The sequence below is a fragment of the Flavobacterium sp. GCM10022190 genome (assembly GCF_042656445.1).
GTDB classification, from domain to species: Bacteria; Bacteroidota; Bacteroidia; order Flavobacteriales; family Flavobacteriaceae; genus Flavobacterium; species Flavobacterium nitratireducens.
Window position 1 is genome coordinate 1,003,755 of the sequence record NZ_JBHSOQ010000001.1, and the last position, 15,461, is coordinate 1,019,215.

13 protein-coding genes are annotated in these 15,461 nt (G+C 34.7%); 5 read left to right on the forward strand and 8 right to left on the reverse strand.

Annotation, left to right across the window (positions count from 1 at the left end):
• Window positions 1-16 precede the first annotated feature (16 nt).
• Window positions 17-991, forward strand: coding sequence for a polyprenyl synthetase family protein (locus tag ACFPTQ_RS04210; protein WP_379774254.1), 975 nt, complete (start codon window positions 17-19; stop codon window positions 989-991).
• 57 nt (window positions 992-1,048) lie between these two features.
• The gene (locus tag ACFPTQ_RS04215) at window positions 1,049-1,402 is read left to right on the forward strand and encodes a hypothetical protein (RefSeq protein ID WP_379774257.1); all 354 of its coding nucleotides are present in this window, start codon (window positions 1,049-1,051) and stop codon (window positions 1,400-1,402) included.
• 41 nt (window positions 1,403-1,443) lie between these two features.
• On the opposite strand, the gene ACFPTQ_RS04220 is transcribed toward ACFPTQ_RS04215, so the two are convergent.
• Both ACFPTQ_RS04220 and ACFPTQ_RS04225 read right to left on the reverse strand, forming a co-directional pair.
• Window positions 1,444-1,974 (reverse strand): hypothetical protein, encoded by a 531-nt coding sequence (locus tag ACFPTQ_RS04220; protein ID WP_379774260.1) that lies wholly within the window; start codon window positions 1,972-1,974, stop codon window positions 1,444-1,446.
• Window positions 1,975-2,032: 58 nt separating this feature from the next.
• Window positions 2,033-2,578 carry a hypothetical protein gene (locus ACFPTQ_RS04225; protein ID WP_379774262.1) on the reverse strand — a complete coding sequence of 182 codons (546 nt, stop codon included), beginning with the start codon at window positions 2,576-2,578 and terminating at the stop codon, window positions 2,033-2,035.
• Between the two features lie 116 nt (window positions 2,579-2,694).
• On the opposite strand from ACFPTQ_RS04225, the gene ACFPTQ_RS04230 reads away from it, so the two are divergent.
• From ACFPTQ_RS04230 to ACFPTQ_RS04240, 3 genes are all read left to right on the forward strand, one after another.
• Complete coding sequence (locus tag ACFPTQ_RS04230; protein ID WP_379774265.1) at window positions 2,695-5,484, forward strand: 2-oxoglutarate dehydrogenase E1 component; 2,790 nt, start codon at window positions 2,695-2,697, stop codon at window positions 5,482-5,484.
• 83 nt (window positions 5,485-5,567) lie between these two features.
• A complete protein-coding gene (odhB, locus tag ACFPTQ_RS04235; protein ID WP_379774267.1) occupies window positions 5,568-6,794 on the forward strand; it encodes a 2-oxoglutarate dehydrogenase complex dihydrolipoyllysine-residue succinyltransferase in 1,227 nt (408 codons plus the stop codon).
• Window positions 6,795-6,906: 112 nt separating this feature from the next.
• Complete coding sequence (locus tag ACFPTQ_RS04240) at window positions 6,907-7,695, forward strand: ThuA domain-containing protein (protein ID WP_379774270.1); 789 nt, start codon at window positions 6,907-6,909, stop codon at window positions 7,693-7,695.
• A 45-nt stretch (window positions 7,696-7,740) separates the two neighbouring features.
• On the opposite strand, the gene ACFPTQ_RS04245 is transcribed toward ACFPTQ_RS04240, so the two are convergent.
• The 6 genes from ACFPTQ_RS04245 to ACFPTQ_RS04270 form a co-directional block, all read right to left on the reverse strand.
• Window positions 7,741-8,505, reverse strand: a complete 765-nt coding sequence (locus ACFPTQ_RS04245; protein WP_379774273.1) for a hypothetical protein — start codon at window positions 8,503-8,505, stop codon at window positions 7,741-7,743.
• A 21-nt stretch (window positions 8,506-8,526) separates the two neighbouring features.
• Window positions 8,527-8,964 (reverse strand): retropepsin-like aspartic protease, encoded by a 438-nt coding sequence (locus tag ACFPTQ_RS04250; RefSeq protein WP_379774275.1) that lies wholly within the window; start codon window positions 8,962-8,964, stop codon window positions 8,527-8,529.
• Window positions 8,924-11,587: a CHAT domain-containing protein gene (locus ACFPTQ_RS04255; RefSeq protein WP_379774277.1), complete on the reverse strand. Its 2,664-nt coding sequence runs from the start codon at window positions 11,585-11,587 to the stop codon at window positions 8,924-8,926. Before ACFPTQ_RS04255 ends, ACFPTQ_RS04250 begins: the two co-directional genes overlap by 41 nt.
• A gap of 140 nt (window positions 11,588-11,727) precedes the next feature.
• A complete protein-coding gene (locus ACFPTQ_RS04260; protein WP_379774279.1) occupies window positions 11,728-12,141 on the reverse strand; it encodes a GxxExxY protein in 414 nt (137 codons plus the stop codon).
• Between the two features lie 59 nt (window positions 12,142-12,200).
• Window positions 12,201-14,153: a PKD domain-containing protein gene (locus ACFPTQ_RS04265; RefSeq protein WP_379774281.1), complete on the reverse strand. Its 1,953-nt coding sequence runs from the start codon at window positions 14,151-14,153 to the stop codon at window positions 12,201-12,203.
• A 213-nt stretch (window positions 14,154-14,366) separates the two neighbouring features.
• On the reverse strand, window positions 14,367-15,341 hold the full coding sequence (locus tag ACFPTQ_RS04270; protein ID WP_379774284.1) for a hypothetical protein: 975 nt from the start codon (window positions 15,339-15,341) through the stop codon (window positions 14,367-14,369).
• Between the last annotated feature and the right edge of the window lie 120 nt (window positions 15,342-15,461).

Sequence of the window (15,461 nt, forward strand, 5' to 3'; positions counted from 1 at the left end):
CCCGAAAATTAACTTTATGCACTCCGTAAATCAGTATCAAGAATTTGTATCTAATTATCTTCAGTCGCAATTAGAAATTAAGGAACCTAAAAATTTATATGAGCCTATACATTATATACTAGGTTTGGGTGGAAAAAGAATTCGTCCCGTACTAACGTTGATGAGTGCAGAGGTTTTTGATGTGTCGTACGAAAAAGCATTACCAGCAGCTTTAGCAGTAGAAGTTTTTCATAATTTTTCTTTGGTTCATGATGATATTATGGATGATGCACCTTTGCGAAGAGGGAATGTTACGGTTCATGAAAAATGGAATATTAATACGGGGATTTTGTCAGGTGATGCCATGTTAATTCTGGCTTACCAATATTTTGAAGCCTACGATGCTGTTATTTTTAGAGATCTGGCTAAATTGTTTAGTAAAACTGCTTTGGAGGTTTGTGAAGGGCAACAATGGGATGTGGATTTTGAAACAAGAATTGATGTTACGGTACCCGAATATTTGAAAATGATTGAATACAAAACGGCTGTTCTTGTTGCTGCTGCAATGAAAATGGGAGCTATTATTGCCGAAACTTCTGCTGAAAATGCGAATTTAATTTATGATTTTGGTTTGAATCTGGGAATTGCATTTCAGTTGCAAGACGATTATTTAGACGCTTTTGGTAATCCAGCAACTTTTGGAAAACAAGTAGGTGGTGATATTATTGAAAATAAAAAGACCTATTTGTACTTAAAAGGGATGGAATTTGCTAATGGTGTGGATAAGCAGGAACTAGCGGATTTGTTTTCGATTCAAATGGAGGATAATGAAGCAAAAATTGCTCAGGTTAAAGAGATATTTGTGAATTCTGGAGCAGCCAAAGCCACTCAACAGGCGATAGAAGAGTATACTTATAAAGCTTTTGAAACCCTTGAAAAAATGGATATTAATGCTGAAAAGAAAAGTATTTTAAGAGCATTTGGCGAAGGTTTGATGGGACGAAAAGTGTAAAAATAGCAATATTGTTATTGCCATTGCTCTTGAGTTTTACTATTAAAATTGAAAACTATGTATGTTACTCCATTAAATGCCGATTTACTTTTTGAGGAAGCTCAAAAAGAAGCCTTGTATCTCAAACTAGTAGAGCAGCTAAATAAAGATTTTAATTTGGCTAATGAAGGAGTGGATTTTCCCATGAGCATTTCTCCTGACGAATTGAAGATTCAATTGCATGAAAAAATCTACCGATTGATTCAGTATAAATTTGCGGAGTATCTCAACCTTTTGTATGTGATTGATGTATCGGAAGAGGAAGTGAAAAAACTCGATGGTTCTGATTTGGTTAACCTAGCCGAAGATGTCGCTTTTTTGATTCTAAAGCGAGAATGGCAAAAAGTGTGGTTTCGAAATAAGTTTAAGTAAGTGGCTGAGTTGCTAAGAATCTGAGAGGTTGAGGTTTTGAATTATGAAATTCTCTCTTGTAATATTGTTTTTAAGTTTGTATTCCAGTTGTTTTTTTGAGCTATTTCTTTAATTTTATTTATCTCATTTTTATTTAATGATGTTAATTTAAGAATAATTTCAGTTTTCGTAATTCCCTTTTCTCCAAAATTAATTTTCAATACATCGTTTTCGAAATTTACTTTATTTGGTTTTTTTACACGAGCAAATGGAAATCTACTTGAGAATTTATTCAATTCATGAGTTAAAATAATGGGGGTTGAAAGTTGTTTAAAAAAACTATTCTTAGTAAAACCTAATATTATAATTGCATTTTTTATTACATATAAATCACAGTGATTAAATAGAAAATCGCTGTTGTTTAATCCAATAGTTATATTGAGACTTTTTGTTTGTTCTGTGTAAAGTTCTATTTCTTCTGTTATATTTTCGATTAGAATGGAGTATTGTTGTTCTCTATTTTTATTTGAAGATTTAACAGCGAAAATTATTGCAAATACAAGAACTGGAATTATTACAATTGGTATAAACATATTTTGCTGTTGAATTAAAATCTTAGAGCCTTCGTGACTTAGAATCTCAGTCCCTTTTTTAAAAATAAAACCTCACGAAAGGCATGAAAGCATCGCTATAAGCGCTTTTGTTTTCATCGTGTAAAACATTGTATCGAGCGCCAATAGTTACGTTGCCATTTCGGTAACCAGCACCTAAAAATAATCCGGTATTCCAAAAGTTGCTACTAAAATTATTGTTGCCAATGCCATTAACATTCACTCTTAATTGTTCTAATTCGGCCGAAAGTTGGATTTCTGGTAAAGGGTTGAATAAGGTGATAAGGCTTCCGCCATATAAGTTAGAATCATGAGAGTCTTTCACTTTAACATAGGTATATTGAGCACCTAAACCTACAGCGAAATAGTCGTTAACATTGTAAATGGCGCTTGGAGCGATAGAAATATCAGTATATCGATTGCCAAAACTCAATCCTAAGCCGCCTCCAAATTGTACTTTTTCCCAAAAATTAGGGCCTGATTCAAAATTAGAGTTTTGGTTTTGAGCGGATAAGGAAGAGGTCGATAATCCTAAAAGTGTGATCCAAATGACATGAAATAGAGCAATCGTATGTTTTTTTGCCATAAGTGTTTAGGGATTTAACATTTTAACAGTTAAAAGTGTTTTAAATTTAAAGCTAATTTAGTTGATTATTGTACTTTTGCCAAACTATTTTAACAAAAAGTATATTCACTAATATTATGGATAGGTTTTCATTTTTAAATGCAGCGCATACCGAATTTTTCGCTCAATTATACGATCAATATTTAGAAAATCCAGATAGCGTAGAGCCTAGCTGGAGAAGTTTTTTTCAAGGTTTCGATTTTGGAATGGAAACGTATAATGACGAAAATCCAATTCAATACAGCAGAGAAGTAGCTCCAGCAGCTTCAGCAGCTTCAAGTTCTGTGGATAATAGCGCTATTTCAGAGCACCTTCAAAAAGAATTTAAAGTCGTAAAACTTATCGATGGATACCGTTCAAGAGGGCATTTGTTTACTAAAACAAATCCCGTTAGAGAACGTAGAACTTTTTCTCCAACACTTGATATAGAAAATTTCGGACTGTCTTCAGCGGATTTGAATACCACTTTTGATGCCGCCAAAATTTTAGGTTTACCACCTTCAACTTTGTCTCAAATCATTAGTAATTTAAAAACAGTTTATTGTCAGCATATTGGTATCGAGTATATGTATATTCGTAGACCAGAAATTGTAGACTGGATTCAAGATCGTTTAAATATCAACGAAAACCGTCCAACATTTACTGCTGATGAGAAAAAGGGAATTTTAAATAAATTAAATCAAGCGGTTTCTTTCGAGAACTTCTTGCATACAAAATACGTAGGTCAAAAACGTTTCTCCCTTGAAGGAGGAGAATCGATTATTCCAGCTTTGGACGCTTTAATTGAAAGAGCTGCCGAAAAAGGTGTAGAACAATTCGTAATGGGAATGGCTCACCGTGGTCGTTTGAACGTTTTGGCGAATATCTTTGGTAAATCGACTCAAGATATCTTCAGCGAGTTTGACGGAAAAGACTACGATCAGGAGTATTTTGACGGTGACGTAAAATACCACTTAGGACTTACAGCAGACAAAATCACTAAGTCAGGTAAAAAAATCAACATTAACTTAGCGCCAAACCCTTCTCACTTAGAAACTGTAGGTGCGGTTATTGAAGGAATTACCAGAGCAAAACAAGATAAATATTTCCCAGATGATTTCTCTAAAGTGTTACCTATCGCTGTTCACGGTGATGCTGCAATTGCAGGACAAGGGATTCTTTACGAAATCATTCAAATGGCTCAGTTAGATGGTTATAAAACAGGTGGAACAATTCATATTGTTATTAATAACCAAGTTGGATTTACAACTAACTATTTAGATGCTCGTTCATCAACTTATTGTACAGATGTTGCCAAAGTAACTTTGTCGCCAGTATTACACGTAAATGCGGATGATGCTGAGTCTGTTGTTCACGCTATGCAATTTGCATTGGATTTCAGAATGCAATTTGGACGTGACGTTTTCATCGATTTATTAGGTTATAGAAAATACGGTCACAACGAAGGTGATGAACCTCGTTTTACACAACCAGTATTATATAAAATTATTGCTAAGCACAGAAATCCAAGAGATATTTATGCTGAAAAATTATTATCGGAAGGAATCATTGATGCTAACTTAGTGTCAACTTTAGAGAAGGAATACAAAGACGACTTAGATCATAACTTAGAAGCTTCTCGTAAAAAAGATTTGACTATCATCACTCCGTTTATGCAGGATGAATGGAAAGGATTCAAGCAGGTTTCTGACGATGTGATGTTGAAAAAAGTTGATACAAAAGTAGAAAAAGCTACTTTGGATTCTATTATTAATACCATTTCTTCTTTACCGGAAGATAAAAAATTCATTAACAAGATTAGAAAAATTGTTACTGATCGTAAAGTAGGTTATGACAACAATACGTTAGATTGGGGTACAGCCGAAGCCTTAGCTTATGGTACTTTATTGACCGAAGGATTTGATATTCGTATTTCAGGACAAGACGTGGAGCGTGGTACTTTCTCTCACCGTCATGCGGTAGTAAAAGTAGAAGATTCTGAGGAAGAAGTAGTATTATTAGATGCTATCGAAAACAAAAAAGGAAACTTCCGTATTTTCAACTCTTTCTTATCTGAATATGGAGTATTAGGATTTGATTATGGTTATGCTTTAGCTAATCCAAATTCTTTGACAATCTGGGAAGCACAATTTGGAGATTTCTCTAATGGTGCTCAAATCATGATTGACCAATATATTTCTTGTGGTGAAGACAAATGGAACAACCAAAACGGTTTGGTAATGTTATTACCTCACGGTTATGAAGGACAGGGAGCGGAGCACTCTTCAGCACGTATGGAACGTTATTTACAATTGTGCGCACGTCACAATATGTATGTAGCTGATTGTACAACTCCAGCCAACTTTTTCCACTTGTTAAGAAGACAAATGAAAACAGATTACCGTAAACCATTGGTAGTATTCTCTCCAAAAAGTTTACTGCGTGATCCAAGATGTGTATCTACAGTTGAAGAATTAGTGAGCGGAGAATTCCAAGAAACTATAGACGATACTACAGTAAACAAAAAAGAGGTGAAAACTTTGGTTTTCTGTACAGGTAAATTCTACTATGATATCGTTGCAGAAAGAGAAAACAACGGACGTAATGATGTTGCAGTTGTTCGTATCGAGCAATTGTTCCCATTGCCAGTAGAACAATTAAAAGCAATTATTGCACAATATCCAAATGCAGATGATTATGTTTGGGCTCAGGAAGAACCTAAAAACATGGGAGCTTACACGTATATGTTGGCTAACTTTGATCTGGTTAAATGGAGATTAGCTTCATTAAAAGCATACTCAGCACCGGCAGCGGGAAGTTATACAAGAGCTAAACGTCGTCATGCTGATGCTATCAGAATGGTATTTGATAAAAATTTATTTAGATAAAAAATTAGTTTAAAGTTTAAGGTTTAAAGTTACGCTATTGTGCTTTGAACGTTAAACGATCCAAACCTTAAACAAAAAGAAAGATGATTTTAGAAATGAAAGTCCCATCACCAGGGGAATCTATAAAAGAAGTTGAGATTGCAACTTGGTTAGTAAAAGACGGAGATTATGTTGAAAAAGATCAAGCTATTGCTGAGGTAGATTCAGACAAAGCTACTTTAGAATTACCTGCAGAGGCAAGTGGTATTATCACTTTAAAAGCAGAAGAAGGTGATGCAGTAGCAGTAGGAGCAGTAGTTTGTCATATTGATACTGCAGCAGCTAAACCATCAGGTTCAGCTCCAGCAGCGGCTCCGGCAGCAGCACCAGTGGCTGAGGTACCAAAAGCAGCTCCTGCGCCAGTGGCTCCTGCAGCACCAGCAGCTACTTATGCTACAGGAACTCCATCTCCAGCAGCTAAAAAAATATTAGATGAGAAAAACATCGCGCCTGCAACTGTAACAGGAACAGGAAAAGGTGGAAGAATCACTAAAGATGATGCAGTAAACGCTGTTCCATCTATGGGAACTCCTACAGGAGGAAGCCGTGGAGTGGAGCGTACTAAATTATCTATGTTACGTCGTAAAGTAGCGGAACGTTTGGTTTCTGCTAAAAACGAAACAGCGATGTTAACTACTTTCAATGAAGTAAACATGACTCCTATTAACCAATTGCGTAATGAATACAAAGATGCATTCAAAGTAAAACATGGTGGTGTAGGTTTAGGATATATGTCATTCTTTACAAAAGCGGTAACAAGAGCTTTAGAATTGTTCCCTGATGTAAACTCTATGATGGACGGTGACCACAAAATTGGATTTGATTTCTGTGATATCTCTATCGCAGTTTCAGGACCAAAAGGATTGATGGTTCCTGTGGTTCGTAACGCTGAGAATTTAACTTTCCGTGGAATTGAGGCTGAAATCAAAAGATTGGCTTTAAGAGCTCGTGACGGTCAAATTACAGTTGATGATATGACTGGTGGAACATTTACAATCACTAACGGTGGTGTATTTGGATCAATGTTGTCTACGCCAATTATCAACCCTCCACAATCTGGAATCTTAGGAATGCACAACATCATTGAGCGTCCAATCGCTGTAAACGGTAAAGTTGAAATTCACCCAATGATGTACATCGCTTTATCTTATGATCACAGAATTATCGACGGTCGTGAGTCTGTAGGTTTCTTAGTGGCTGTTAAAGAAGCATTAGAAAACCCAGTAGAATTGCTTTGCGGTGGAAATCCTAAAAAAGCATTTGAATTGTAATTCAAAAATGTCATTCTGACCGCAAGCGAAGAATCTAGATATAAATCCCAAATTCCAATTTTTTAAGGAGTTTGGGATTTTCTTTTTATATTCGGGAAATAAACGGAGAACTATGAAAATCAAATTACTACTGCTTATAATTGTTTTTGGCTTAAACTCTGTGTTAGCTAATCCACTAGATAAAAAACGAATTTTGGTTTATACTAAAAATGGCAAAGGCTATGTGCATCAAAATATTCCATTTAGTGTGGAGGCCTGGAAGAAAATTGGAGCCGAAATGAATTTAATTGTAGATGTTTCGGATGATCCCGCCGTGATGAATACCCAAAATTTAGCAAAATATAGCTGTTTGGTTTTTTCGAATACCTGTAATGCCATTTTTGACACCGAGGAACAAAGACAAGCATTAGTAAGTTATATCCGTTCTGGTGGCGCTTTTGTAGGAGTTCACAGTGCATCGGATTCTGAAAAATCATGGCCTTGGTATGCCCAAATGGTGGGAGGAAGATTTAAAAGACATCCTGCTTTTCAGTCTTTCGACATAAGGGTGATTGATAAAAATCATCCTTCTACTTCGATGTTGGGAGAAACATGGACAAAAGAAGACGAATGTTATTATATGATGGAATTCAATCCGAATAATCATGTCCTTTTAGCGGCAGATATGCGAACGGTAAACGACAGCGAAAAAGAGATCTATCCTGGACGTACTTTTGGTGATTATTTGCCTCTTGCTTGGTGTCACGAATTTGAAGGCGGCAAGGTTTTTTATACCGCTTTAGGCCATGATAGTAAAGATTATGTGGATCCAGTATTTTTAAAACATCTCAAAGGTGGTCTCTTTTGGGCATTAGGAGAAAATTCCAATGCGTCGTATTCGAAGAAAAAATCAAAAAAATAGGTTAAAAACAAAGCCTTCTTTTGAACTAAAAGAAAGTTTTATTTTTTAATTCCACTTTACCCAATCAAATAAGGTGTAATTTTGAATTGTTGGGATATGGTCTCCTATGAAACTTAGATTTTCTAAACTACAGAAAATTTTAAATTTGGTTCTTGTTCCGTAAGTCAGAACTTTAGAAGTTAAGACTACATCGTCAATTTTCCATGTTGCTACATATTTATTTTTGGCATTTAATACCAAATCGATACTTAAAGTATACCATTGTTGTCTTTTGATTGTACTTGGAAACGAATGTGAAGGATTGGCCTGTGAAGTAGCATATACAATGAGGTCGTCAATATCAGCATTCAATTGTTGGCGAATAGTTGTGTTTCCATAGCCTATTTCAAAGTCGAGTTCGTGCGTATCATCACTGTATAAAAAAGCGCCAATACTAGCACAATCACCTACGCCCATTTCTGGAACAAACACACGCCAAGAGTAAGTTCCTGTTGTATATGTTAATGCTGATTTTACCTTGGTTCTGTCCCAGGTATTGGCATTGGTAAAAATCCGTAAATTTCCATTGTCTATGAAATAATTTGGAACACCCACCTGTGTTGCGTCTTCCCATTCATTTAAATCGTTAAACTCCCATATTTTTGAGGTGATGACTGGTATTTTTGAATTTGAAGGTCTTTCCATGATAGATGAATTTGGATTTGTTGCTGTAGGTGTAGATTGGATTTCTCCAATATTTTCTTCGGTAGAACAAGAAAATAACAGCATTCCAAGAGCTAAGCAAGCTACTTTATAAAAAACAGATTTCATACTATTTTGGTTTAGAGTTGGTTAACGTAAATATACACAATTATTATAATAGTCTATAATAGCTTTACCTTTCAATAAAATATCGGCACCAATAATCCCATCTACTGTTTTTACTTTATAGGCTGTCAGGGCTTCATTGACGTGGGACATGTCAAAGATGATCAAGTCAAAGTCGTTGTTTTTCCATGTGCCTAATTGTAATTTGTTTTCTTTGGCAGTTTGCGTGTGCATTCCAGTAGCCCCAGCCCCAGATGCTTTCGTATTTGAATCTTCTGCTTGGAGTTGAAAAAGCCCAATATGTTCAAAACCTACACAACTATTGGAAGCGCCTGTGTCCAGAATAAAACGACCTTCAATACCATTGATTTTGGCTTTAATGAGTAGGTGTTGGGTTTTAGTAATTTTGAATTTTACTTTTTTATATTTTTCCTTTTTTAGGACTTCTTGTAGCTTTTTCATTTTTATATCGGATAAAAAGCCAAATTAAGGCAATTACGAATAGAATTCCCAATACAATGTATGTATAATTTGTTGGGGTTTTATTGTTTTCCAAAGTACCATAATACACAAAGGCACTCCAGTAATAAGGTGATTTTTTGGCATTAGAAATCTCAGGATTGTTTAAGAAATCTCTTTTGGCATTGGTGTTGGCTTGCTGATAGGATTGGCCGTTTTTGATATTTTGGTAAAACGATTCCATAAAAACCGAAGTGGTGTAATCATTCACTTTCCATAAAGAAAATAGCAAGTTTTGCGCTCCGGCCCATTGAAATCCGCGAGCAATACTCATGGCGCCTTCAGATTTATAGAGTTTGCCAATTCCCGTTTCACAGGCACTTAATACCACCAAATCAGGTTGGATTTTTAAATGATACAATTCCGAGTATAGAATATCCTGATCGTAAAATTTGATACTTGCCGGTGCTAGGATGTCCCCAGCATCAGCATGAGTGGAGAGGTGTAAAATGGAATAATTGGCTGCACTAATGCTGAAATTTTTGAAATTAGCCGCTTTATTAGTTAAATATTTTCCTTTAAAATTGTGTTGGATGGACTTCATTTCGTTTTTAGAATAGGATAATTCCAATGGGGTTTTCTCAAAAACGGGAAAAACACCCAAAACCGTTTTGTCCTTATTTGTCATCCTGAGCTTGTCGAAGGACAAATAAAATTGCGCTGAGTTTTCATATCCAAGATTAAAATCATTCAACATATAATGCATCTGAGCAAAGTTGGTTGTTTTCGATTCTTTTGTAATTAAGGCTTCAAAAGGAAGAAAATTCAATATACCATCTGGAACGATGATGAGGTTTTTGTAGTTTGAATTTATTGGTAATTTCAGCATTTTGTATAATGAATAACCATAATGATTGTAATCTGAAATGTTGTCAATTATTTTATTGGAATCACTAAAAAAATCTAAGAATGAAATTATTTTAGGGGTGGCAGTATGGTTATCCCAATAATAATCCATTTTTATTCTATTGTTAGCCAAGGTAAAAAAATACATTTTTTCAAAACCTGAAAAATACTCAATCATCATTGCTTTGTCTTTTTCTAATTTCTCGAATAAAGCTTTTATGTCGATAGTTTCTTGTTCCGAAACGGTATTTTTAGCACGATTTTTTTTGAGCGAAAGCATTAATCCATTTTGCTTTTCAATTGCTTCGTTTATTTTTTCAATATTGGCTAAATCGCCTTTTTGTTGTTCTTTTAAAATGGTATTACTCCAGTTTTGCAGTTGTTCTAAATGGAGTTTTTCTTTTCTCGAAAGGCTTGTTTTTTTGGATAAAAAACTTTTTAAAACACCTGATTTACTTTGTTCAGCCAATTGAAATGCAGCTTCGATATAGTTTTGTTTAGGTTCTTTTTGGTACAAATGGTAGTAGACAGCGATACACTTTTCAGTGCGCATCCGAACGCGGTTTTGATGGATGATTTTAGAGTTTTCATAAATCATCATATTGGAAAACAATTCTTCGATGTGAAAAGCCAAATTATAAGCTTCTAATGCCTTTTTTTCTTGGTTTTGTAGTGAAAAAATTGCTGCTCTCAAGTCTAAAGCATCCAATAAGCTATTTTCGGTGTAAAGCGAATTCTGTTCAGGAAGTTCACTTTTTTTAGGGTTGTAATTGGGGATTAAAAGTTTAAAAATGGCTTCAATAGATGCTGTTGCTTCTTTGAGTTTTTGCTGTTTGAAAAATAAAGAGGCTTCTTCGTATTTGAATTGGGCTATTTGGCGTGGGCTAAGATTGGGTGTGGCGTAGAAATACTTTCTCGCTTTATCAAAATAGGAATTGGCTACATCAAATCGTAGCCATTGTGCATTGAGAGAAGCTAAATTGCGGTAACAATTGGCTAGTGTTTCGCTTTGTGTTTTGTCTGATTGTAGTAATTGGATAGCTTTTAGATAGGAACTTTCTAATTTGTCAAAGATATTTGGAACAAATTTTACAGTTGACCCCTGATTTCTATAATTTAAAACATAGCTATTTCCTAAATTATTCCATAAAATACCTTTTTGAATTTTGGATAGTTTTTCTGTTTGAATGGTTTTTTCCAGCAAATCTATTGCTAAATCATTCTTGCCCGAGTTTTGATATACATTCGATAAATTGAGAATGGCTGCTATTTTTTTTGCTTGATCTTTTTCTTGAGTAGCAATGTAATAATATTGTTTGATAGTGTTTTCGGCATTGTCATAATCGCCCAGAATGCTATACAAGTTGCCTAGAGGTTTTAGGCAATATTCGACAATATCATAGTTTTTAAGATGGTATTTTTGATAGATTTTCCATGCTTTCTCGTAACTGGAAACGGCTTTTTGAACTTCGTTAAATTGATTTTCGTAATAGGCTTTGTTGCAATTTAGTATAACAATTGCTACTAGTTCGTCCTTAGTTTTTGGTTTTTGGTTTTTCCAAAATGCTGCTTCAGTAGCAGTGAGTTGGTTTAAATTTTCTGTTGTTGGATTGGCTACAAAAGAGTCAATGGCATTGTAGATTTTGTCTTCTAAAGAAAGACTTTGAGAAAAGCTAATTTGTGTTAGGAACAAAAAGAGAAGATATTTTTTTAACCACATAAGTCACATAAGTTTATTAAACTTTAAATAAGTTTTGAAAAGTTCATATAAGTTGTTTTCATTACATGAAAATGTTTTAAAAAACTGTGGCTGAATCTTTTTAACCACATATGACATATAAGATTAGTTAAGTCACAAAGTTATTCGGGTAAATTTTTAAAATATTCGTTTACAAAAGTTTTTTGCCCTTCATTAAATAAATTGACACAATGAAAGTTATATAAAATTCCTTTTGGTGCCTTTAGTAATTTCATATAAGTTAATAATTGAGCCTGATGAATTGGAGCAAGCAATTCAATAGCTTTTAATTCAATAACAATGCAGTTTTCAATTAGTAAATCACATCGTAAATCAGTTTCAATGTCTAGTCCTTTGAAATTTAAAGGCACTGATAATTCTGAAACAAATGAGATTTTTCTGTTTGATAATTCTTTCTTCAAACACTTGTGATATACACTTTCTAATAATCCAGGACCTAATTCTTTGTGTACTTCAATTGCTGCGCCATTGATTTCATAAGTTAAGTTTTTTAAATAGCTTTTTGTTAACTTCATTTTTTACATTTTTAAATTAGAAAAACTTATGTGACTTATGTGGTTCAAATAAGATTAAACTAAAACTTCCATATTCCATACACCTGAACATAATTGAAATTTTCTTTGAAATTCATCACATATCGAGCACCTAAACTAGGACCAATACGAGCAAAACCTAGAGTTAAGTCAAATAATAATCCCGATTTAAAATTGGTAAATGTTTTGCTATTCGAAATGCTGTTTTCCTGAGTACCTATAATCGGTGAGCCTGGTTTTTCCGATTCAAAAGTTTCAATTTTAGTGTAGCGTTCTTCTTTTTGCGAGGCATTAATATTCGCTTGTACACCTGCTCCTATACCGATATAATTATTGAGATTATAACGAATTAATAGTGGAATTTCGTTGTTGAAATTGGAATAACTCAGTGTTGATGTTGTACGTGTAGGTTGACGAACTCCATTAGAAGTGGTGCTAAAACCATTGGTAACGGTGGTTTCAGAGGTAAACTCGTGTTTGCTGTTGATTAATTCGGCTTGCCAGTAAAAACGATAAGATTTGTATGGAGAAATGGTGGCTGCCACAAAATAACTGCTGGATTTATCTAAATTAGGATAGATGTTGTAACCGGCTTTTGCACCAATAGAAATTCCAGGTAGGAATCGGGTGGTAGCATAATTGGTAATTATTGGCTCGTTCTTATCAAAGAAAATAGCTGTTCTACTCTTGGTGTTTACTTTGTGGAAGTCCTTGTTGAATTTCAAAGAATATTTTACAAAACCTTTAGTGCTGTCTTTTTCTTTTACATTTTTTTGCTCGCTTCCCGGTAAATAAATGTTTTTGAAGGTAAAAAAGATTTGTTTTTGTTTGATTATAGTATCCAAACAGCTTGTGGTAGGAACTTCGTCTTTGGGACATATCGGACATTCGGGATACATACCTTCTATTTTGAACGTTTTTTTGTCAAACATATCCGGAATATCGGTTTCTAGGCGAATCATTCGAGCTGGGCCTTCACCGTTGTTTTGAAAACGGGTTTTGAAATTGACTCTTTTAAATCGGACGAAACGATAATTCATAAAACTTCCGTTGGATCCCATTTTGTTAGGGTCGTGCGAAGTGACGATTTCCATTTCCAGATTTTTTACTTTATGATTTTTATAACTACGATTAGGAACATAAATACCACGCATAGTGATGGTTGCGCTGGTGTCTTTAAGCATTTCTGGAGTGGTTTTAAAGGTGTAAAAAACATTACGAGTTTCCTGCGGATTCGCATCGTCAAATTCAAGTATGGAAACGTTTTTGAATGTTTTATGTGCATCAGCAAGGGAGGCCTCTAAATCTTCTTCTGTGGTGGTGTTTTCGTGTTTTTTTATTGGCAAATTACTGTTAGAAGCCACAAAAGTGTTGGATTGGTTGGTATCTGTAATACTGGCAAAAGTATTTTCTTTAATTTCTCTTTCGCCGGCATAGGTACGAAAATCAGAGAGTACAAAATTGTTGTCTTTGTATTGTTTTTCGTTGTAAAACAGATAAATTTTTCCGCTGCTCACATAATTTTCTAGGTTTTGATAACTTAAAATTACTTCCATTTCTTGGTCAGGAATAGGATCGCAATTTTTTTGTAGTACAAAGCCATTTTGGTTAGCAACGGATGCAATTTCGTCAAAATTTTTATCTGGTAAATCATTTACGACGACTTTTTTAGGTCGGGTAGCCGGCGGTTTTCCGTTGTCGTAATTGTTAGTTACCGTTAATCGGGTGTTGTAAGTTCCTTTGTTTTTATACGTATGCTTGGGTTCGGTAGCTTTGCTATAGGTGCCATCGCCAAATTCCCATAAATAAGAAAAACTTGGTTTGGGTGCTCCTGCAATTGGTATCAGTGGAGGAGTTTCGGGTTTGAAAAGCACAGTGTTTCCATTTTGACTGTAGTTGATCGTAGCTCTTCTGGTTACAGTGTCCTTGACTTTTTTTTGCGAAAAAGAGAACAAAGAGCAAAGAAGAAAGAGAAAAGAAAACAAATTTTTCATAATCAAATCTGGTTTTAGCCCTGATGGAAGCGGCATCCTTTTATTGCTTTTTTTAATACATAGAAGATTGCTTCGCCTGTTCGCTTCGCTTGAGTCAGCGTACAGCAGGAATAGCTACTAATTTTTTTGGTTTGGTTTTTTAAAAATCTTTTAAAAATAGAAAAAAGTGATGAGCAAATCATCACTTTTTTCAGAAATTAAATTTGGGAATCTTTATTGAATCGCATTGATTGCGGCAATTAATTGGGCTTCTGTACCTACAGTAGTTTCTGCCATTGTGAAAGTGTAAACGTCATTGGCTTGAACAGTTACTCCTTTGATAGCATATCTCCAGTTGCCATTTTCTTCAGTTACAAAGATTACGTGGCAAGCTAAACCTACTGGAATTTGACCGTAATGTTCGCTAAATAATCCTTGAGCAGTGTAGGTGTCTAATTTGGCTAGAGCATTTGTTCCTTCTCCATCGTATGATAAGTAGATAGCACTATTTGTGTTGTCGTATCCTTCTGGAGCATCAGCAAGAATAGTAGTTTTAGGTCTTGGGTCACTGTAAAATTTATCAACATTGGTCCATCCAAAATTTCCAAAACTCACATAATAGTTGTTTCCTTCAGCCTGTACGCCACCTTTTCCTCCATTTGTTCCGTCTGCTCTTCCTGCGTCTTTCCAAGCAAGGTTTCCTTCGTCGTCAATGATACCTTTCCACAATGTCATCGTTGGATCTACACCTCCAGTTAAATTCGCAGGTACTAACAAAGTCATATTACAAGTCGTAGCTAATTCTTTTCCGTTTTGAGTCGCTTTGATAAAGAATTCTCCTCCTGAAATTAGTAAGTTTCTATTTCCGTCAGGCATAATTCCCATTGTTGGTTTGTTAGTAACTAACATGTTTCCTTTGTCAAATAACTCTACATATTCGATTTTTACTTCACCCGTTACTGGGTTTCCGTCTTTAGTTAAGCAATTTCCGTTGATGGTTAATTTTACTCCTTTTTTAGAAGTTAAAGTTACAGCACCATCTCCAGCATTTATTGTAAATTCTTGTTTGATTTTGTCTAAAGCAACTTGTCTTACATTTGCAAATTCTGCTGCAGTTGCTGGAGTTTCTACTGTTTCTTCGTCGTTACAACCTACGAATGATAATGCTGCTAAAAATAAAAGTCCGATTGTTTTAAAATTTCTTTTCATGATTTCTTGGTTTTAATATTGTTAAAAATGATTTTCTTGTTTTATACTGTTATATCAATTCGGTTTTAAAATTGTTACCCCAGTATTTTAATTTTTTTGTTTTTAATTTTTTGTTTCTGT